The following is a 20,401-nucleotide window of genomic DNA, read 5'->3' on the forward strand; positions in this document are numbered from 1 at the left end:
TGAAATTCACTATACTTTTTGTTTCGTTTTATATACATAAGCTAAAATTTCTGCGATGACTTTGAAAAAATCCTCCGGCACGGGCTGGTCAATCTCAACCTGGTCATATAACGCACGCGCAAGCGGTCTGTTTTCAATCGTCATGACATCATGCTCTTTGGCAATTTGCCTGATTTTTAAGGCGAGGTGATCGACCCCTTTGGCAACGATATAGGGGGCATCCATCTTCTTCTCGTCATATTTTAAAGCGATCGCATAATGGGTCGGGTTGGTAATGATGACATCGGCCTTCGGCACTTCCTGCATCATCCGCCTCATGGCCATTTCCCGCTGCTTCTGCTTAATTTTGGACTTGATAATCGGATCACCCTCCGACTTTTTATATTCATCTTTTATATCCTGCTTTGACATTCTGATATTTTTTTCATAGTCAAATCGCTGATATAAATAATCAAGACCCGCCAATACCATTAAAGCCCCCGATCCGGCAAGACCCATCCAAAGGGTCAGCTTGGAAACGAAGGTAAGGACTTCAGCCGGCGTTAAAAGCGGGAGGCGCAGAATGTCGCCATAATGCAGCCAGAGCACAAGAAAAGCGGCAAAACCGACCACGGCAATTTTCAAAATGGATTTAATCAGTTCAACGATTGCCCTGATACTGTAGATTCGCTTAAAACCTTTTAACGGGCTGATCTTATTGAGATCAGGCTTAAGGACTTCTGCAGAAAACAAGAATCCCACCTGCATGTAATTGCTTATGACACCCGCCAGAAGGGCAACAAGCAAAATCGGCGCAAGAATAATGGCTATATCTTTTACCACATCAACAAACAGCTCGTGCACGCTAGACATTGACAGCTGCATCGAGATTGATTTGGTATAAAACCTTTTAATAAAAGACAGCAGCCTGTCCCTCATAAAAGGCCCGATTGCTAATAGCGAAAGGAAAATCAGCAATAACGAAACCGCTGTATTGACATCCGTGCTTTTCGCAACCTGTCCTTTCTTCCTTGTGTCCTTTCGTTTTTTCGGTGTGGCTTTCTCTGTTTTTTCTCCTGCAAAGAATTGCAGATCCAGTCTTAATCTCATTATGTCACACCGACCAATGCCAATAGATTTCGCATCGTTTCAACGGTGAGGCTGAAAATACTGCGAACCACGACAAACATCACGGACATACAAACGATCAGCATAATAAAGCTGACAGCTATTTTTAAAGGAAGCCCGACAACGAAAACGTTCAGCTGCGGCACAGTCCTTGCCACAATGCCGAGGGCTAAATCAACTAAAAACAGACTGGCCACAACCGGCGCCGACATTTGAAAAGCGATAATAAACATGGCATTGAAGCTTTTTGCGATAAAAAGTGCAAACTGTTCATTTCCAAACGCCGGAAATGCCTGATCAAGCGGAATATACTGAAAGCTGTAATAAATACCGTCCAGCAAAAGGTAATGGGCATTTACGCTGAGCATAAATAACAGCGCCATCGTATACACGAATTGGCCGATCAAAGGACTTTGAGACCCTGACTGCGGATCAATCACATTGGCAATGGCAAACCCCATTTGAAAATCGATAAAGGAGCCGGCTATTTGAATAGCTGCCATTATCATGTAAGCGATCAGGCCGAGACTCAAACCGACGACTGCCTCTTTTACGGCAAGAAGCATATACTGTTCCCCTATTTCAATTGACGGTGCATGCTGCAGTGTGCTGAAGCAAATCACCGAAAGAAAAAAGGCAAAGCCGATACGGTGAACGGCCGGCACATTTCGGTGGCCGAACAGCGGAACCGTAACAAAAAAAGCAGAAATTCTAATAAAAACCAATAAAAAAGCGGGAAATAAATCAATGATTGAATTCATTTGATTCTACCCTGCAAATCGGTTCAGATGAGAGAACAGCTCAGTTGTAAACGAAAGAATCGTTGACAGCATCCACGGACCGAAAAAGATCAGCCCGAGCATAACCGCCACAATCTTCGGGATGAAAGCGAGAGTCTGTTCCTGGATTTGAGTTGTCGCTTGAAAGATACTGACGAGCAAACCGACTATTAAAGCGATTGCCAAGAGCGGCCCGCTGATCATAAGTGTTACATATACGGCTTTTTCCGCCATGGAAATTACAAATTCTGAACTCACATTTAGCACCTACCCTAAAAGCTGTCAAGCAAAGATTTCACGATTAAATACCATCCGTCGACCAAAACAAAAAGCAATATTTTAAAGGGCAGAGAGATCATAACCGGCGGAAGCATCATCATCCCCATTGACATTAAAACACTGGCCACAACCATATCGATAATCAAAAACGGAATAAAGATCATAAAGCCCATTTGAAAAGCGGTTTTGAGTTCTGAGATCGCATAGGCAGGCACCATCGTCGTCAAAGGAATATCCTGCAGCGATTCAGGTTTTTTCATTTTGGCGTAGTTCATAAACAGCGCCAGATCCTTCTGCCTTGTATGTTTGCTCATAAACTCTTTAATCGGCTTCTCGGCTTTTGTATAAGCTTCGTCGAGACTGATTTTGTTATCCATCAAAGGTGTTAAGGCTTCCTTATTAATCTCTGAAAATGTCGGAGCCATAATAAAAAATGTTAAAAACAGCGCGAGCCCGATTAAAACCTGATTCGGAGGCATGTTCTGCGTCGCCAGTGACGTTCTGACAAAAGAAAGGACGATGACGATTCTCGTAAAGCAGGTCATTAAAATCAGGATGCCCGGCGCCACTGAAAATACAGTCAAGAGCAATAGTAATTTAACAGTTGAGCTGACTTCGGTCGGATTGCTTGAATTAAAAAGATTAATGAACTCATTCATGATGATACGGGCCTTTCTTCTTTCCTTCAGAACGGTTTTGTTTCAGTTCGTTCAGCTGCTCTTTTAACGCTTTTGAAAACGTCGGGAGCATGGTTTGAGGCTTTTTCTCTGAACCCTTGCGCGGACTCACAATTTTAGGCCATTCCATCTTAGAGGACATCGCCTCTTCATATTGGCTCAGTATCGCTTCTCGCTCTTTTTCATCTTCAATTTCTTTCAAGAGCTGGATTGTATCGCCGACACCGACTACCAATACGCTGTTTCCGACTTTAATCAGCTGCACCGAACGATTTTGGCCGACTGAGGTTCCGCCGATATTTTCCACATATTGAAACGGCTTTAGCAGGCGGTTTCTTTTATTCATCAGTTTGACAAATCCATAGATCAGCAGAATGACAAATAATAGCGCTGCAATCATCTTCACAAAATCAAAAGCTGAGACAGAAGATGCAGAAGCATCCCCTATCTCATCATCAGCCGTTTGTTTCGTTTTATCGCTTTTTTTCTCTGTTTTGTTTGTTGATTGTTTGTCAAACCATTCGTTGACAGTTGAGTTGTCAGACCCCGCTGCAAAAGCAGCGAACGGATGTACATTGAGTAAAACGAAACAACAAATCAAAGCTAGTAAACCATGACTCTTTTTCAACAGTCGTACACCCTTTAGCTTAATGTTTTATTAATTGCTTCAAGCACGCGGTCCGCTTGGAACGGTTTCACGATAAAGTCTTTTGCGCCGGCTTGAATCGCGTCAATAACCATTGACTGCTGGCCCATGGCGGAACACATGATGATTTTTGCCTGCGGATCGATTTGTTTGATTTCTTTTAAAGCCGTAATTCCGTCCATTTCCGGCATTGTAATATCCATCGTCACCAGGTCAGGTGAATGCTCTTTGAATTTTTCAACGGCCTGCGCTCCGTCTGATGCTTCGGCCACGACGTCAAAACCGTTTTTTACTAAAATATCCTTTATCATCATTCTCATAAATGCTGCATCGTCTACAATTAAAATTCTGTGTGCCATAATCTGTTTCTCTCCTCTATTGTTCGGTTATTTTAAATTGTTAAGGCGGTCTGCCTGACTTAAAATATCAGTGACTCTTACGCCGAAGTTTTCTTCAATTACAACTACCTCGCCTTTGGCTACGATCCGCTGATTGACTAAAATATCAACAGGTTCACCCGCAAGCTTGTCCAGCTCGATTATACTTCCAGCAGAAAGCTCAAGTATTTCCTTGACGCTTCTTTTCGTTCTTCCAAGCTCAACCGTAATAGAAAGCGGAATATCCATCAGCATGTCAAGGTTATTTCTGGAAGCGTGTGCCGCGTCATTTTGATCAAATGCTTGAAATTCCACCGGCGCGACTTGAACAGGTGCAGCTTTTTTGGGAGTTCCCTGTCTCTTCTGCGTCTGCTGCTCCGGTTTTGACTGCGGTTCTTGCTGAACAGCCGGTTCCGGCTGCGGCTCGTACGTTTCCTGCGGTTCTGATACCTGCATACTTTCTTGGGTCTCATCCGTATTCATCAGCTCTGCGATCAGATCTTTCGCAAACGTGATCGGATAAAGCTGCATAATGCTCGAATCTATTAATTCTCCGACCTTTAACCGGAATGAAACTTTTACAAGCAAATCATCCTCAGGTATTCTGTCTGTGCCCTTTTCTTCTGTCACATCAAGCAGTTCAACCCGCGGCGGAGAAATATCAATCTTTTTACTGAATACGGTCGACATAGACGTTGCCGCCGACCCCATCATTTGGTTCATCGCTTCCTGTACGGCGCTCAGATGGATTTCACCGAGTGAAGGGTCAGCACCTTTGCCATCCCCTCCGATCATCAGGTCAGCAATGATCGCCGCGTCGTTTTGTTCGACAACAAGCAAGTTGCTGCCGTCAAAACCTTCTGTATAGTTCACTTCAATCGCAACATACGGATGAGGAAATTCATCGCTGATTTTGCTTTTTGAAATGACGGTCACACTCGGCGTTGTAATGTCCACTTTTTGATTTAAAAGGGTGGAAAGCGCCGTAGCCGAGCTGCCGAATGAAATGTTTCCGATTTCTCCGATCGCATCACGCTCCAGCTCAGACAAGTTCATGCCGGGCTGTTCAGACTCCTCCGATTGACTGCTGCCATTAAGAAGAGCATCGATTTCATCTTGAGATAATCTATTGTTCATCTTGTTCACCTCTTATGTCGTGATCTAAAATTTGCACTGCCTGTCTACGATTCACCCGGCCGGCCTGCCCTGAGAATTTCGGTTTGTTTCCGACCAATACAGTAAGAGGAGCAGTCACTGATTTGTCTAGAGTAATACAGTCCCCGACTTCCAAACTTAAAAACTCTTCTATTGTCAGTTCAGAAGCGCCCAATAGAGCCACAACAGGAACTTGAGCCGTCATGATGCGCTTTTCAAGAGACTTCGTTTCTTCCGGCTTTGCTTCATTTCGTTCAGATTGCATCCAATAATGAACGGAAAGCTTAGGTATAATCGGCTCAAGCACAACGTGCGGAATACAAAGATTGATGACACCGCTGATTTCACCGATTTGCGTATTGAGTGAAATCACAACAACAGTTTCATTAGGTGAAACCATTTGCACAAATTGAGGATTCACTTCAAATTCGGTCATTTCAGGATCAATATCGGCAATGGATTGCCACGCTTCTTTGTAGTTGCCCAGTGCATTTTCAAATAAATTAGAAATAATATTAGTTTCAATTTCCGTGAGATTGTCCGCCTTGTTATGGGTGATTCCGATGCCTCCCATGACGCGGTCAAGCATGGCGTATGCGATGGTAGGATTAACCTCCATCATAATTCTGCCTTCCATCGGATGGACGTCAAATAAATTTAAGATCGTCATGTTCGGTATTGAGCGGATAAACTCCTCATACGGCACCTGGTCAACTGAGCTGACAGATATGTGAATATAAGTTCTGAGCTTTGCAGAAAAGTGTGTTGTGAGAAGCCTCGCAAAGTTATCATGTATCCGGGTTAAACTCCGTATCTGGTCTTTAGAAAACCTGAGAGCCCGTTTAAAATCATATACCTTTACTTTTTTCTCTTTTACTTCCTTTTTCAGCTCTTCCGCATCCGCTTCACCCGTTGATATAGCAGAAAGCAATGCGTCGATTTCATTTTGGGAGAGAACTTCTCCTGACATTTTCTTCACCTCCGTATTCTGTCAAATTCGTTTTTATTGCAGATTAAAGGAGGTAATGTACACTTTCTGAACTTTTCCTGCTTGGAGATAGCTGTTTATTTTCTCTTTTAATGTATCTTTAAACGCTTCTCTTCCTTTATCTCCCTCAATCTCGTCGGCGCTTGTATCAGCTAAAATGGAAATAATGTTGTCCTTCACCTGAAAATCGCGTTTTTCAAGTTCTTCCTTCGCTTTTGACGAGTCTGTTTCAAGCTTGATTCCTATGCGGATGATGGTGTTTGACTTTAAGTTTGTCGTAATATCGTCTACAGACACAGTAGCTGCAACGACTTCATCAATTGTCGGCTTTTTGTCTTTCTCGGAATTTCCGCTTGCGACAAAATATGCTGCGGCTCCGAGGCCGGCAATGACAACCAAAATAATCAGCATAATGATGACTAATTTTTTCTTCATTCTTCTTCCTCTATTCCCTGATCCAGTGAAAATATTTGTATGTTGTGATAAAACGATACGACCTTTTCCAGCACTGTTTCTTCCGTTTCCTTTACTACGAACTTTTTGCCGTTGGACAGTGTAATCGTAGTATCCGGGAAGCACTCAATCTGCTCGATAAACAGCGCGTTAAGCGTAAAAGGCTGGCCGTTTAAACGGGTGACTTTAATCATAAAATCCGGAGAAGCGGTTTAACCGCCTCTCCTCCCTCCTTACCGTTTCAGATTAACCAGCTCCTGAAGGATTTCATCTGATGTCGTAATGATTTTTGAGTTTGATTGGAAACCGCGCTGAGCAACAATCATTTCGGTAAATTCATCTGTTAAATCAACATTGGACATTTCAAGATAGCCCGGCAGAAGCTTACCCGTGCCGTTTTCTCCCGGAATGTTGACTGCGCTCGGCGCTCCCGAACTTAATGATTCTCCGTAGAGGTTGCCCCCGATTTTTTCAAGACCGTCACTGTTTGGGAAAGTAACAAGCCCGATTTGTCCCGCATTGTGGACTTCATCCCCTGAATCAGTGTATGTAACGGTGCCGTCCGGGCCGATGCTGTAATCTTTCGCATCAGTAGGAATATTGATTTTGCCGCCGCCGATTTTTTCAAGGTAGTAACCGTCGGTTGTGACAATATTTCCATCATTGTCCTTCCCGAAATTCCCGGCCCGTGTATAAGCGATTCCTGCCCCGGTATTAATTTGAAAGTAGCCGTCTCCGTTAATGGCCAGGTCAGTTTTAATTTGGGTTGATTGAGGCGCGCCTGTAGCATGAACGACATCAATAGAAGAAGTGGCAGCACCTAGACCGATCTGCTTTGAATTGGTCACTGCCGAACCGCCGGCTACCGTTTGGCTGATCATATCTTTAAAGGTGACACGGCTTTTCTTAAAGCCCACTGTGTTGACGTTGGCGATATTATTGCCGATTACATCAAGTTTTGTTTGAAAGTTTTTCATCCCGCTGATACCAGAATATAATGAACGTAACATGTCAAATTCCCCCTAGGTTCCTTTTTATTTAGAAGTTTGGCTTACGGCCGTGACATTCCACGGACTGACCTCTTTATCGTTTTCGAGAACGAGCACATAATTGCCGTTTGAATGTTTTACTGAATTGACCGGACTTGTTTGCTCCGTCCCGTCGCTGTCGGTCCATGTCACATTTTTGCCGATCCAGTTTACATACATCGTAAACGGGTCTTGATTTTCCACGTATTTTGTCATCGTTTTATTCAGATTCATCATTTGTTCTAATGAAGAAAATGTCGCCATCTGACTGATAAATTCTTTATCATCAACCGGATTAAGCGGGTCCTGGTTTTGGACTTGGGCCATTAAAATCTTCAGAAATTCGTCTTTTCCTAAATTCGTGCTGCTGTTTGCGACGGCGTTGCTTTTAGCCGCAGCACTGCTTGCCGCAGCTGAGTTCACTGATGTCAATTATTCTTCCTCCATTTCATTAAGAGAAAGCTCTTCCAGCATATCTCCGAAATCACTTGACTGCTGCTTTTGCCTCTGCTCTCTCTGCCCCTCCTGCTGCTGCTTTTGCTGGTCAGCAAGCTGTCCGTAGACCGGCTGCTGGTCCGCACTTTGAAGCGGGACGGTGAAACGGTCGATTTGCACCGACATATTCGGGAGAGATTGTTTCAGCTGAGGAAGATGCTGTTCCAGCAGCTCTTTTGCAGATTGGCTTGATGCGATAATTTTGCTTTGAAACATTCCGTTTTCATTCGTTACCTTAATTGTGACAAATCCGAGATTTTCCGGGTTCAGACGAATCGTAAAACTGCCGGTTGATTTTCCGAACGGTGTATATTTCATCTGTTTCCATCCGCTGATGACCTGGTCAGCCAATGGTTTATTGTCAGGATTCTGCTGTTCGCTTGTCCCGATGGCTGATTGTTGTATACCAGCAAGACTTCGGTTTCCGGTAAACAGCATATGTGCAGCGTATTTGCTGTCTGCAGCCTTTAACGGAGCATCCGCGCCGCTGTTCGCCTTTTCCGTTTTTCCGGCTGAAGCCGTCATTTTCCTGCCGAACTCTTGAGACGATTCAGATGATTGAGATAACACAAGCGCTTTCAGCTCGGTCTCAGCCATACTCCATTCCTTCGTTCCTTTTTGAGAAAGGCCTGTGAGCTGCTCTATAACGCTTTGGAAGCTTTTCAGCTCAGCTGCCGACATTGTATAGAGCTTAGAAGCCGATTCGTTTTTCGGAAATAACGTATGCTGCAGATCTTGAATCAGGCGATCCGGAACACCTTGGCTTTTCAAAGCATCCAATAAACGGCTGCCTTCTTGATAAACTGCCTGCGCCTGAGTGCTGTCCGGCAGCTCTTGTTCATGCTGCAGAAGCTGGCACAGAGCGCCTTGAATAAAGAGAAGTCCAGACTCAACCGCATCACGCCCGGAATCCAGCTCCTCCGTTGAAGTCTGCGGATTTTGGATGTCAGGCTTCTCTTCATTCTGCTGTTTGGCTAACAGCGCTTCAACAGATTGAGCAAGCTTGTGTAATAAAGACAGGACGGTTTCATTTGTCTGCTTTCCTTCAAGCGCTTTTACCGGCTGCAGCAGCTGTTCCAATTGCTGTACTTTTTCTTCCGGGCCGGCCTTCAGCCAATCGCCGATTTTCGAAAGGGCATCCTTCAGCGCTTTATTGTCTGTCTCCGTCTCTTCTCCCGGCTGCTGAGGAGAGGTGATTTCAGACAGGAGCCAATTCTGAAAAAAACCTAAGCTGTTTTGATTTGCCTTTACATTGCTGTTTTGCGCCGTCTGCATGCGGTTTCCCGTTAATTCAAGCAGCTTCAATTTACATCACCCCTATTTTTCATCAGCGGATATTTTTTCTGTATATTTTGCCGCTTGTTCAGGAGTCATTTTCGTCAAGATTTCAGCAAGCTGCTTTTTACTTAATCCGTTTAAAATATCGAGCGCTTCCTTCTCCTTTAGCTGTGTAATGATACTTGCTGCCTTACCGCTGTCCATGCTTTTATATATATTGATTATTTTATCTTTCCCGGCTGAATCCGAAGCAGCGGTCTTTGCCGTTTCGTCCGTTTTTTTCTTCTGTTCTTCAGCTTCCTGCTTCAGTGAACGGATTTTCTGATTCAGGCTGTCTATTTCTGATTTGCTCGTGTCTAAATCTTTATTTAAAATATTAATTTCGCTTTTTTGTTCCTTGATGGTTTTCTCAAGCGAAGCCGTTCTGTCTTCCTGCTGCTTCTCCGCCGCATGTTTGCTTTCTTTCGTTTCAGGAACCAGTTGTTTCAAAACAGGCGTTTTAGCGGCCGTTTCCTGAATCGGCTTCATCACGTCTACGCCGGCAGCCCAGAGCACAATGCTTGCTACGATGATCAGGAAAATCAGCGGAATAATGATAAAAAGCAGGATTGAACCAAACTTTCCAGATCCCTTTTCTTTATCGGACATCTCATTCGCTCCTAATGCCCCTGAATCATAAACTGCTTAATTGAAATATCATCCATTTCTCTCATTTCTGCAGCTTTATCTTCAAGAGCGAACATATTAAACTGTTTTTCTCGCATTTTTTCAAATTTCTTTACTTCAATGTTTTTTTCTGTCAGCTGATCCTGCTTCTCATTCATTTCATTTCTTTTCATAATGACAAGCTTTTGGTAATGATAAATGGTGTTTTCAAGATTTGAAACGAATTGCTGGTAGTGTCTCATTTCTTGAACACTCATTCCGGTTCTCAGCTTTGATTCTTTATCTTTTTCCAACAATTCTTTTTTGCTCATATTTTCATATAGTTTCTCAGCTACTGTTTCAAATTCAGATACCGATTGCCGGTATTCTGATAATGATTGGTCTTTTTCATTTTCCTTTAATTCCAGCAGCTTTTGAAATCTGAATTGATACGCCACGTTTTATTCCTCTTTTCCTGTCAAACTCGTCAATGCCGCGATACTTTCTTCCAATTGAGCCGGTTCTTCTGTGCCTTGTTTTAAAAATTGAATAAGCTGCGGGTAAAACTGAATCGCTTCATCAATTTCTCTTGATGACCCTCTTTTGTATGCCCCGATATTAATGAGATCTTCAGAGTTTTGATAAGTTGACAGAAGGTCGCGGAATTTGTTTGCCGCATCTAAATGCTGTTTTTCCGAAATGTTTGACATGACCCTGCTGATGCTTTTCAGTATATTCACGGCGGGAAACTGCCCTTTGTTGGCAAGCGCCCGATCGAGAACGATATGTCCGTCTAAAATCCCGCGGACCGTATCTGCAATGGGTTCGTTCATGTCATCTCCGTCAACGAGAACGGTGTAAAAAGCGGTTATCGTGCCCTGTTCATTGGCGCCTGTTCGTTCTAATAAACGAGGTAATATAGCGAACACGGAAGGCGTATATCCTTTTGTCGTCGGCGGTTCGCCGGCAGCCAGCCCAATTTCCCGCTGAGCCATTGCCACCCTCGTGACAGAATCCATCATAAACATCACATTCTGCCCTTTGTCGCGGAAATATTCTGCAATGGCGGTGGCCGTATATGCTGCTTTCAGCCGCATCAAGGCGGGCTGGTCAGATGTAGCGACAACGACGATAGAACGTTTCAGGCCTTCTGCGCCTAAATCTTTCTCAATGAATTCCCGCACCTCGCGGCCCCGTTCACCGACAAGAGCGATAATATTTAAGTCGGCTTCCGTCTGCTTTGCAATCATTCCCATCAGGGTGCTTTTTCCGACTCCGCTTCCTGCAAAAATCCCGATTCTCTGTCCTTTGCCTACAGTCAGCAGGCTGTCAATTGACCTGACACCGACACCCATCTTTTCCCGGATCGGCGGCCGTTTCATCGGGTTTGGCGGAGACTGTTCGGTAGATACCGGGGATAAGCCTTTCGGAAGCGCCTTTCCGTCAAGCGGTTCACCGAATGCGTCGATTACTTGCCCGATCAGTCCTGCTCCCACTTTGATGCGGAGTGATTCGCCTGTAGCTTCCACAATGCTCCCCGGTGCAATACTGGCTGCTTCCAGATAGGGCATTAATAGAATACTTTCATCCTGAAAGCCTACGACCTCAGCTTTAATCGCTTTTCCGGCCCGGCCTTTCGGATAAATCAGACAAACGTCTCCGATCGAGCTTTCGGGTCCTTTCGATTCAATCATCAGTCCGATAACTCGCTTCACCTTGCCATAGCGTTTGTACGAATCCGCCATTTCAATCGCGTCTATTAAATGCTGCGTTTTCATTGATCCGCTCCCGCCTCAAGCGCCGTTAAAAGTTTTTGCTTCAATTGCATCAGCTGGGTATCTACGCCGGCATCAACCCGCCCAAACGGTGTTTCTATATAACAAGTGCCTTTTTCGGCTTTCTCATCGGCATACAGGCTTAACCTGCATTCTTTGTATAGCAGCTGCTGAATTTCGTCCTTATGCTGATAAACCGCTTCATAATACTCGGGATCAACATAAATTGAAATGTCATCATAATCTTTCACTTCGGCTATTACCTGTTTTACTAACAGAATGAAAGCCTCTTGATCATCGCTTTTTTGCTGCCATACTTTTTTAGCGAGCGCAACAGAAAGCTCAATGATTTCTTCCTCTGCGCTTTCTAGCTTCTCCTCGACCGACTGTCTGGCCATTTCGGTAATCGTGTTGGCTTGGCTGATGAGGTCTGCATATTGATCTGCCGCTTCAGCTTTTCCCAATGCCATGCCTTCTTTGTAGCCTTCTGCTTTTGCTTCTTCAATCAGCCGCTGTCTTTCTTCGGCCCAGCTGTTTTTCTCTTGTTCAATCTGCTGACGGGTGTGCTCCATCTGATTTTTCGCTTCTTCAGAAACCCGATCAGCTTCCGCTTTGGCTAACGCCATGAGAGCCTCCGGGTTTTCGGCACCCTCCTGATCAATCTGAGGATGACTTTGGCGAACTTCCTGCAAAGATAGTTTTCGCCTTTTTTGTTCAGGAGAAAATGATGATTGCTGTTTAATCACATTAGACAATAATATCGTCTCCTCCGCCTCGCGCGATCACAATTTCACCGGCTTCTTCAAGTTTTCGGACAACACCCACGATTCTTGATTGCGCCTCTTCCACGTCACGCAAACGCACAGGTCCCATGATTTCCATTTCTTCTTTAAAGGTTTCAACCATACGCTGCGACATATTGCTGAAGACGATCTCCTTGACTTCTTCGCTCGCAACTTTTAATGAAAGCAGAAGGTCGTCGTTTTCAACGTCTCTGATCACCCGCTGAATCGCGCGGTTATCAAGTGTAACAATATCTTCAAAGACAAACATCCGTTTCTTGATTTCGTCTGCCAAATCAGGATCCTGTATTTCCAATGAATCGAGAATTGTTTTTTCCGTTCCTCTGTCTACGCCGTTTAACACTTCGACAACAGCTTCAATGCCGCCAGTCTGTGTATAATCCTGCGTAAAGGAAGATGACAGCTTTTGTTCAAGAACCCGCTCCACTTCATTTATGATTTCAGGAGACGTTCTGTCCATAACGGCAATCCTTCTCGCAACCTCAGCCTGAACTTCCGGATTCAGCTCAGACAAAATCTGTCCGGACTGCACCGGGTCAAGATAAGATAAAATCAGCGCCATTGTTTGAGGGTGCTCCTGCTGGATGAAGTTCAAAATCTGCTCTGGTTCCGCTTTTCTTGCAAAGTCGAACGGTTTTACCTGCAGAGAGGAGGTAAGCCTGTTTAAAATGCTTACAGCCTTGTCTTCTCCGAGCGCCTTTTCAAGGACTTGGCGGGCATAATTTAATCCGCCTTGAGAAATATAGTCCTGAGCAATCGCAATATTATGGAACTCTTCAATGATTTCATCTTTTTTCTGATGGTCAACGCTTCTGACTCCCGAAATCTCGAGTGTCAGCCTTTCTATTTCTTCTTCAGACAAATGCTTGTATACGGAGGCTGATACATCAAGGCCTAAGGAAATCATGAGGATGGCTGCTTTTTGTTTTCCTGTAAGCTTGTTTTGATCACGTCTCGCCATTTTTCATTCCCCCTAATCCTCGGCCAGCCAGCTTCGAAGCAATTTCGCAAAGTCTTCCGGCTTTTCTTTTGCCATTTTTTCGAGCTGTTTTCGTCTGACTGTTTCTTCCGTTTCATTTTCTTCTTCGTTGATATCAGGCAATCGAATCGGCTCCTGCGCTGTTTCATACTCGTATTCTTCGTATTCATCATCCCGTGAACGTTTCTTTCTGATGAGAAGAATGATCAGCAGAATAATGGCCGCAAGCAGCACGCCGCCTGTAATGTATACCCAGATCGGCAGGCCTGATGAGTTGGCCGACGCAGTATTCAGGCTTACTTTTCCGTCAAACGGCTGAACGGAAACGACGATTTTGTTGTTGATATCATTGTTTGTAAGGTTTTGATTTTGCGTCTCATTTTTATCAAGAGACGTCCTGACGACAGTTCCCAAAATCTTTTGAATATCAGCCTGTCTTTGAGCTGTTAAAGACGCGGCATTTTTCGGATTCGGCGGTTCTACCATTACCTGGATGCCTAAATCCCGCACCTTATACGGGCTTTCCGCAATTTCTTTATGAATGCGATTTACTTCATAGTTGATTTTATTGCTGTTTTTTTCGTAGTCACCGCTGCCTGAACTTTCGTTTGTCTGGGCATAGTTTGCAGTGTCATTGCTGCCTGTTCCGGCTGTTCCGCCGTTGGCCGCCCCATCACCTTTATAAGTTTCTGAAACCTTTTCAGCGCTTACCGCTATCCCTTCCATGTTATCTTTATCGACAGGCTCGACAATGTCTTCAGTGCGTTTTTCCTTTGTGAAGTCTATATCAGCCGTAACAGAGACAACGACTTTATCTTGTCCCATCATTGTGCCGAGCAGAGACTGCACATGTTTTTGTATGTCTTTTTCGACCTGCGACTTAATACCCTGCTGAGAAGCATAACTGTCAGAAACAGACCCTGCACCGCTGTCGCTTTTGTCATAATATGTTGAATTTTGGTCCATTATGACGATATTATCTTCTTTTAAATTCGGAACGCTTTTAGAAACGAGATGGTACAGCCCGTTAATCTGGCTTTGATCGAGCGAGTAGCCCGGCTTGATCTGCAAAACGATGGATGCGGATGCCGCCGGCTGATCTTCGCCGACAAAAACAGCTTCTTTCGGCATATTAATCATAACCTTCGAGCTTTTAATACCGTCCATTTCATTAATCAGGTTCGATAATTCAGTTTGGGTCGCTTCAACCTTTAAGACGTCGAATTCATTGTCTGTCAGGCCGAAACCTGCGTTCTGTCCGAAAAACGAATAATCGATTGATCCCGTTTTCGGCAGGCCTTCTGCTGCAAGCTGCACTTTAAGTGTATCCACTTGGTTTTCCGGAACCATAATGACTGTCCCGCCGTCAGCAAGCTCAGAAGATACTTTTTTCGTATCAAGCTCTTCTTTGATTTTCCCGGCTTCTTCAGCCGATAAATCTTTGTAAAGAGGCACCATCTTTTCAGAAGAAGTAAAAATAATAACGACGATGAGTAAAATTATCGATGCGGCTAATCCGCCTATCATGAGTATCTTCTGTGTTTTTGATCTGTTGTTCCAAAACGCTGCCGTTTTGGTTTTCATTTGCATTAGAGTACGATTCATGTTAACCCCCGGTCATTCCAGTCATTCTCTTCAATCTGACCCCTTACATCTGCATTCTCATGATTTCCTGATAGGCTTCCACCGCTTTGTTGCGGAATTCAGTTGCAGCCGTCAGAGAAATATTTGCTTTTTGGGCAGCGATCATGACCTCGTCAAGGTTGACATCCTTTCCTGCAGCCAATTTGTTCGTTATATGGTCAGATTGCACTTGAGACTCATTTAACGAATCAATAGAGTTTTTTAAAAGCTCCGAAAAGCTTGTTTGATTTGAAGAGTCAGTTTTTTGACTTTGGTTCAATTGATTCGTTACGTTTTGAGTGTTTTGGGTATTTTGAAGCTGAAAAGGAGTAATAGCGTTAACCACTTACATCACCTTACTTTCCGATTTCTAAAGCCTTCAAGAGCATGCCCTTGGAAGCATTCATTGCCGTTACGTTTGCTTCATATGATCTCGTGCTGCTGACAAGGTCAACCATTTCTTTTAACGGATCAACATTAGGCTTTTGCACATATCCGTCTTTATTCGCATCTGGGTTTTGCGGATCGTAAACGAGATTAAAATCCGATGGATCTTCCGTAATACCGGATACCTTAACACCGTTTCCGACACTGCCGCTTCCGCTCAGCTTGGAGTTTAAGAGTGATGAAAACGATTCTCCGCCGGATTGCAGGGAAACCAGTTTTCTCCTGTAAGGCACCCACTCTCCGTTAACCTGCTTCGCTCTTGTCGTATCCATGTTAGCCAAGTTAGACGATACGGCGTCCATCCGGACACGCTGTGCGGTTAAAGCGGAACCTGAAATATTTAAGCTTTGAAAAGCACTCATTATTTTCCTCCTGTCAGAACGGTTTTCAGAGAATTGAATTTGCCGCTCATTCTTTCGACCAAAGCCTGATAATTGATTTGGTTCTCAGCTAAACTTGTCATCTCTTTATCAATGTCCACATTATTTCCGTTTTGCTGATAAGATGTGTCTCCGCTGGACACGATTGAATAATCAGTCCCTGAATCCGTAAAGTCAACGTGACGATAGTCGGTTTTTACAGCCTCAAGGTTGGTTGTTTCCTGATCTAATAAATTTTGGAAAGAGACTTTTTTTGCCTTATAGTTCGGTGTATCTATATTGGCGATATTATCAGTTATGACTTTTTGCTTAATGTTCGCTCTCCCCAAGGCATTATCAAGATTTTGTATGGTTCCAGAAAATAAGTCCAAATCCACTTACCTCCACTTCAGTTATTTCCCTCCTAAAAATCCTTGTCGAGATTTGTAAAACCATATGCTTATTGTAAGAAATAACAGGCTTAAAGTCTATGAAGTTATGCTAAAAAAAAGTGCTCAATTATATCTATTTTATAAGTGGGTATTAAGTCCTAGAGTATTTGTCCTACAATAATTTGTTTGATATAAGCCTGAAAATAGCAGAATTTCTGTATTTTCCCCAGCTTCCGCACAGCAAAATGGATTATCTCAGAACACCTGTCATTAATCAACTTTAAACTGCAACTTTTCACCCATTGTTCATAAAAAAAGCAGGACCCCTTTCACAAGGGACCCTGCTTTTGGATTAATGAGATTTCAGGTTTTCTAATTCAATTAGGAATTTGTTGTTCAGGACTTTAATATAAGTCCCCTTCATTCCGAGTGATCTTGACTCAATGACACCGGCGCTTTCTAATTTTCTCAGCGCGTTGACGATCACAGAACGCGTAATGCCTACACGGTCCGCAATTTTACTTGCGACCAGCAGCCCTTCGTTACCGTCAAGCTCTTCAAAGATGTGCTCAATGGCTTCAAGCTCACTGTATGACAGAGAGCTGATCGCCATTTGAACGACCGCTTTGCTTCGTGCTTCTTCTTCAATTTCTTCTGCTTTTTCCCTTAAAATCTCCATTCCTACAACGGTTGCTCCGTATTCGGCAAGAATGAGATCATCGTCCTCAAATTGATCCTGCAGACGGGACAGGATGAGCGTACCCAGACGCTCGCCACCGCCGATAATCGGCACAATCGTAGTTAAGCCGGCTTGGAAAAGGTCTCTGTTTTCGACCGGGAATGCCGTATATTCGCTGTTGATATCGAGGTTTGAAGATGTCTCCGGAACGTTAAACAGATTTTTTGTGTACTCTTCCGGGAATTGACGGTCTTCAAGCATTTTTTTCATACGGTCATTTTCAATTTGCTGATTAATAGAATAGCCTAAAAGCTTCCCTCTGCGGCTGACAACGAATATATTGGCGTCAATGACGTCACGGAGAGTCTCAGCCATTTCCTTAAAGTTTACGGGTTTGCCTGCAGCAGCTTGCAGCATGCTGTTAATAATGCGTGTTTTTTGTAGTAAAGCCATAATAAATAATCCTCCTAGAATTCCTCTTATTAAATTTTCACAATATAAATTGACTTAAATCTTTGTTGTTTGCAATCGTTCCGAGCTTTTCTTCAACGTATTGCGGCGTGATGGACACTTTTTCCATCGTCACGTCCGGCGCTTCAAAAGAAAGGTCCTCTAAAAGCCGTTCCAATATCGTATGAAGCCTTCTCGCACCGATGTTATCTGTATCCTGATTCACATGATAAGCCACTTCTGCGATCTTACGAATAGCTTCGTCAGAAAATTCAAGAGATATACCTTCTGTCTGCAATAATGCCTGATATTGTTTCAGAAGCGCGTTATCTGGTTCAACCAAAATCTTCACAAAATCATCCGCTGTCAGTTTGCTCAATTCTACACGAATCGGGAAACGCCCCTGCAGCTCCGGAATCAGATCAGACGGTTTTGCCATATGAAACGCTCCGGCAGCTATAAACAGCACATGATCGGTTTTGACGGATCCGTATTTGGTGACGACTGTAGAGCCTTCGACAATCGGAAGGATATCCCTTTGAACGCCTTCTCTCGATACGTCAGCGGAGGATGACGCTCCTCCGTTTTTTGCGATTTTATCTATTTCATCAATAAAGATAATGCCGCCTTCTTCAGCTCTCAAAACGGCTTCCTGGCCTACTTCATCCATATCAATCAGTTTACTTGCCTCTTCATTGGTCAGAACCTTCCTTGCTTCTTTGACCGTCATTTTTCGGCGTTTTTTCTTTTTGGGCATCAGGTTGCTCAGCGCATCCTGCATATTCATACCCATTTGCTCCATGCCTGAGCCTTGCAGCATGTCAAACATCGACGGCTGCTGCTCTTCCACCTCTACGGTCACGTAATGGTCTTCCAGCTCTCCTAACGCGAGCTGATGCGCCATGCGTTTTCTTTTTTCTTCAAGGCTTGCTTCTTCCTGATGTTCAGATTCATCATCATTTGCCGGCTGACTGCCTCCGAACAGCATTTCAAACGGATTTTTCACACCCGTTTGTTTTTTCTTTCCCGGAACAAGAAGCCGCACAATGCGTTTGTTTGCATTTTCTTCAGCCTGTTCTTTTACTTCGCTGATTTTTTCTTCCTTAATGAGCCGTACGGACGTCTCTACAAGGTCTCTGACCATTGATTCGACATCTCTGCCTACATATCCGACTTCTGTAAATTTAGTTGCTTCAATCTTTATAAATGGCGCACCGGTAAGCTTGGCGATCCGTCTGGCGATCTCTGTTTTCCCCACCCCGGTAGGGCCCATCATAAGGATGTTTTTAGGAACGATCTCATCTCTCAGCTTTTCATCAAGAAGACTTCTGCGATAGCGGTTTCTTAATGCCACGGCGACAGCTTTTTTTGCATCTTGCTGCCCTACAATGTATTGGTCTAACCGATCTACAATTTGTCTCGGTGTTAACGGTTTGTTTTCCATGCGCCTCAAGTCCTTTCTATTCAAGTTCTTCCAAAATGATTTGATCGTTTGTGTATACACAAATCTCGCCCGCGATTTCCAAAGCGGCTTTGGCAATATCTCTGGCAGACAGGTTTTCGCCGGCATATGTTTTAAGCGCCCGGCCGGCGGACAGGGCATAGTTGCCGCCGGAGCCGATCGCTAATATGCCGTCATCCGGCTCAATGACTTCACCTGTTCCCGATACGAGAAGCAAGGTATCCTGGTTCATGACAATCAGCATGGCTTCCAGCTTGCGCAGCACTTTGTCGCTGCGCCATTCTTTCGCAAGCTCAACTGACGCGCGTTTTAAGTTGCCGTTGTATTCTTCGAGTTTCGCCTCAAACATTTCAAAAAGAGTGAAAGCGTCTGCAACAGATCCCGCAAAGCCGGCTAAAACCTTTCCGTTGAACAATTTTCTCACTTTTCTTGCGGTATGTTTCATGACAACGGCCTGACCGAATGTGACCTGGCCGTCTCCTGACATGGCGCTTTTTCCTTTATGCTGCACGGCAAAAATCGTTGTCGCATGAAAAGATGACATGAGAAGGGCCTCCTTTTAATTTTCTTTAAAAGCTCTTGGATGGTGGGACATATATGTGTTTCTCAGCATTTCCTTCGATACGTGCGTATATATCTGCGTAGAAGACAGATTGGAATGGCCCAGAAGTTCCTGGACGCTTCTTAAATCCGCTCCTTCATTTAACAGATGGGTCGCAAATGTATGGCGAAGCATATGCGGGTGTATATGTAGAGTGCCGGATGCTTTTTTTACAAGCCCGCTTAAAATATACCGGATTCCTCTGGCTGTAAGCGGGCCGCCTCTTTGATTGACAAATAACACATCATGAGGTTCTTTTGCTTTTTTCAGCAGGCACTGCCTTCCGCTGTTTATGTAAAGCTCCAGCGCTTCCCGGGCATATGAACCAAACGGAATATAGCGCTGCTTTTTGCCTTTTCCGTGAACGAGCACCGTGTCCATGAACAAATCAAGGTCGCTCACAGTCAGCAAACAGCATTCACTGACCCTCATTCCGGTCGCATAAAGAAGCTCCAGCAATGCTTGATCCCGCATCCCGGACGGCTGGCTTTTGTCAGAAACAGCGAATAGCTCCTCAAGTTCTTTTTGATAAAGAAATTTCGGAATCCGTTTCTCCTGTTTCGGCAGATGAACAAGCTGAAACGGATTCTCTTCTACAAGCTTTTCCCTCATTAAAAATTTATAGAAGCTTCTCAAAGCTGAAATTTTTTTGCTGATTGTTTTTCTTGACAGACCTTTTTCATAAGCTTCTGTCAAAAATATCCTTACATCATGATATGCAGCTTCTTTCATTCCATTTATATTTTGAGCATGCAGGAACATCTCAAATTCTTCAATCGAATTAACATAATTCACAATAGTATATTGTGAATAATTTTTTTCAATTTGTAAATATTCAACGAATAACTTTAAAAAAAAGTTAACATTCTCCGCCAATTTGAAGACCTCCCTCTCCGAAGGGCTTTTAAATGGTATCATATTATG

The 20,401-nt window shown here is 43.9% G+C and carries 26 protein-coding genes; all 26 read right to left on the reverse strand.

The window, feature by feature from the left end; translation table 11 throughout:
* Positions 1–9: 9 nt before the first annotated feature.
* The 26 genes from flhB to xerC all read right to left on the reverse strand — a co-directional run bounded on the left by flhB (position 10) and on the right by xerC (position 20,395).
* Entirely contained in the window at positions 10–1,089 is a 1,080-nt protein-coding gene (flhB, locus tag J7E26_RS05145) for a flagellar biosynthesis protein FlhB (RefSeq protein WP_214799287.1), read from the reverse strand.
* The gene (fliR, locus tag J7E26_RS05150; protein WP_214799289.1) at positions 1,089–1,868 is read right to left on the reverse strand and encodes a flagellar biosynthetic protein FliR; all 780 of its coding nucleotides are present in this window, start codon (positions 1,866–1,868) and stop codon (positions 1,089–1,091) included. The genes flhB and fliR overlap by 1 nt, the downstream gene beginning before the upstream one ends.
* Before the next feature lie 6 nt (positions 1,869–1,874).
* Positions 1,875–2,144, reverse strand: a complete 270-nt coding sequence (gene fliQ / locus J7E26_RS05155; protein ID WP_061520532.1) for a flagellar biosynthesis protein FliQ — start codon at positions 2,142–2,144, stop codon at positions 1,875–1,877.
* 14 nt (positions 2,145–2,158) lie between these two features.
* Entirely contained in the window at positions 2,159–2,824 is a 666-nt protein-coding gene (fliP, locus tag J7E26_RS05160; RefSeq protein WP_214799291.1) for a flagellar type III secretion system pore protein FliP, read from the reverse strand.
* A complete protein-coding gene (gene fliZ / locus J7E26_RS05165) occupies positions 2,817–3,470 on the reverse strand; it encodes a flagella biosynthesis regulatory protein FliZ (protein ID WP_214799293.1) in 654 nt (217 codons plus the stop codon). Before fliZ ends, fliP begins: the two co-directional genes overlap by 8 nt.
* A 14-nt stretch (positions 3,471–3,484) precedes the next feature.
* Positions 3,485–3,847, reverse strand: coding sequence for a chemotaxis protein CheY (gene cheY / locus J7E26_RS05170; RefSeq protein WP_003154238.1), 363 nt, complete (start codon positions 3,845–3,847; stop codon positions 3,485–3,487).
* Positions 3,848–3,874: 27 nt separating this feature from the next.
* Positions 3,875–5,002, reverse strand: coding sequence for a flagellar motor switch phosphatase FliY (gene fliY / locus J7E26_RS05175; RefSeq protein ID WP_214799295.1), 1,128 nt, complete (start codon positions 5,000–5,002; stop codon positions 3,875–3,877).
* Positions 4,992–5,990 carry a flagellar motor switch protein FliM gene (fliM, locus tag J7E26_RS05180; protein WP_214799297.1) on the reverse strand — a complete coding sequence of 333 codons (999 nt, stop codon included), beginning with the start codon at positions 5,988–5,990 and terminating at the stop codon, positions 4,992–4,994. Before fliM ends, fliY begins: the two co-directional genes overlap by 11 nt.
* A 33-nt stretch (positions 5,991–6,023) precedes the next feature.
* Positions 6,024–6,443, reverse strand: coding sequence for a flagellar basal body-associated protein FliL (fliL, locus tag J7E26_RS05185; RefSeq protein ID WP_214799299.1), 420 nt, complete (start codon positions 6,441–6,443; stop codon positions 6,024–6,026).
* Positions 6,440–6,655, reverse strand: coding sequence for a swarming motility protein SwrD (gene swrD, locus J7E26_RS05190; protein ID WP_214799301.1), 216 nt, complete (start codon positions 6,653–6,655; stop codon positions 6,440–6,442). Before swrD ends, fliL begins: the two co-directional genes overlap by 4 nt.
* A 39-nt stretch (positions 6,656–6,694) precedes the next feature.
* Positions 6,695–7,471, reverse strand: coding sequence for a flagellar basal body rod protein FlgG (flgG, locus tag J7E26_RS05195; protein ID WP_214799303.1), 777 nt, complete (start codon positions 7,469–7,471; stop codon positions 6,695–6,697).
* 24 nt (positions 7,472–7,495) lie between these two features.
* Positions 7,496–7,921, reverse strand: coding sequence for a flagellar hook assembly protein FlgD (flgD, locus tag J7E26_RS05200; RefSeq protein WP_214799305.1), 426 nt, complete (start codon positions 7,919–7,921; stop codon positions 7,496–7,498).
* Positions 7,922–9,289 (reverse strand): flagellar hook-length control protein FliK, encoded by a 1,368-nt coding sequence (locus J7E26_RS05205; RefSeq protein WP_214799307.1) that lies wholly within the window; start codon positions 9,287–9,289, stop codon positions 7,922–7,924.
* Positions 9,290–9,301: 12 nt separating this feature from the next.
* On the reverse strand, positions 9,302–9,910 hold the full coding sequence (locus J7E26_RS05210; RefSeq protein ID WP_214799309.1) for a MotE family protein: 609 nt from the start codon (positions 9,908–9,910) through the stop codon (positions 9,302–9,304).
* An 11-nt stretch (positions 9,911–9,921) separates the two neighbouring features.
* Entirely contained in the window at positions 9,922–10,365 is a 444-nt protein-coding gene (fliJ, locus tag J7E26_RS05215; protein WP_214799311.1) for a flagellar export protein FliJ, read from the reverse strand.
* Between the two features lie 3 nt (positions 10,366–10,368).
* The gene (gene fliI, locus J7E26_RS05220) at positions 10,369–11,685 is read right to left on the reverse strand and encodes a flagellar protein export ATPase FliI (RefSeq protein WP_214799313.1); all 1,317 of its coding nucleotides are present in this window, start codon (positions 11,683–11,685) and stop codon (positions 10,369–10,371) included.
* Positions 11,682–12,437: a flagellar assembly protein FliH gene (gene fliH, locus J7E26_RS05225; protein ID WP_214799315.1), complete on the reverse strand. Its 756-nt coding sequence runs from the start codon at positions 12,435–12,437 to the stop codon at positions 11,682–11,684. The genes fliI and fliH overlap by 4 nt, the downstream gene beginning before the upstream one ends.
* Complete coding sequence (gene fliG, locus J7E26_RS05230; protein WP_214799316.1) at positions 12,430–13,446, reverse strand: flagellar motor switch protein FliG; 1,017 nt, start codon at positions 13,444–13,446, stop codon at positions 12,430–12,432. The genes fliH and fliG overlap by 8 nt, the downstream gene beginning before the upstream one ends.
* Before the next feature lie 12 nt (positions 13,447–13,458).
* Positions 13,459–15,069, reverse strand: coding sequence for a flagellar basal-body MS-ring/collar protein FliF (gene fliF / locus J7E26_RS05235; protein WP_214799318.1), 1,611 nt, complete (start codon positions 15,067–15,069; stop codon positions 13,459–13,461).
* Between the two features lie 43 nt (positions 15,070–15,112).
* Positions 15,113–15,433: a flagellar hook-basal body complex protein FliE gene (gene fliE, locus J7E26_RS05240; protein WP_214799320.1), complete on the reverse strand. Its 321-nt coding sequence runs from the start codon at positions 15,431–15,433 to the stop codon at positions 15,113–15,115.
* A 10-nt stretch (positions 15,434–15,443) separates the two neighbouring features.
* Positions 15,444–15,896: a flagellar basal body rod protein FlgC gene (flgC, locus tag J7E26_RS05245; protein ID WP_214799321.1), complete on the reverse strand. Its 453-nt coding sequence runs from the start codon at positions 15,894–15,896 to the stop codon at positions 15,444–15,446.
* Positions 15,896–16,285: a flagellar basal body rod protein FlgB gene (gene flgB / locus J7E26_RS05250; RefSeq protein WP_214799323.1), complete on the reverse strand. Its 390-nt coding sequence runs from the start codon at positions 16,283–16,285 to the stop codon at positions 15,896–15,898. Before flgB ends, flgC begins: the two co-directional genes overlap by 1 nt.
* 352 nt (positions 16,286–16,637) lie before the next feature.
* Positions 16,638–17,417, reverse strand: coding sequence for a GTP-sensing pleiotropic transcriptional regulator CodY (gene codY, locus J7E26_RS05255; protein WP_214799325.1), 780 nt, complete (start codon positions 17,415–17,417; stop codon positions 16,638–16,640).
* A gap of 37 nt (positions 17,418–17,454) precedes the next feature.
* Entirely contained in the window at positions 17,455–18,867 is a 1,413-nt protein-coding gene (gene hslU / locus J7E26_RS05260) for an ATP-dependent protease ATPase subunit HslU (RefSeq protein ID WP_285288984.1), read from the reverse strand.
* 7 nt (positions 18,868–18,874) lie between these two features.
* Complete coding sequence (gene hslV, locus J7E26_RS05265; protein ID WP_061528734.1) at positions 18,875–19,420, reverse strand: ATP-dependent protease subunit HslV; 546 nt, start codon at positions 19,418–19,420, stop codon at positions 18,875–18,877.
* 15 nt (positions 19,421–19,435) lie between these two features.
* Positions 19,436–20,395 carry a tyrosine recombinase XerC gene (gene xerC, locus J7E26_RS05270; RefSeq protein WP_214799329.1) on the reverse strand — a complete coding sequence of 320 codons (960 nt, stop codon included), beginning with the start codon at positions 20,393–20,395 and terminating at the stop codon, positions 19,436–19,438.
* Positions 20,396–20,401: the final 6 nt, after the last annotated feature.

This window comes from Bacillus sp. ISL-51 (genome assembly GCF_018613535.1).
Taxonomy (GTDB): Bacteria; Bacillota; Bacilli; order Bacillales; family Bacillaceae; genus Bacillus.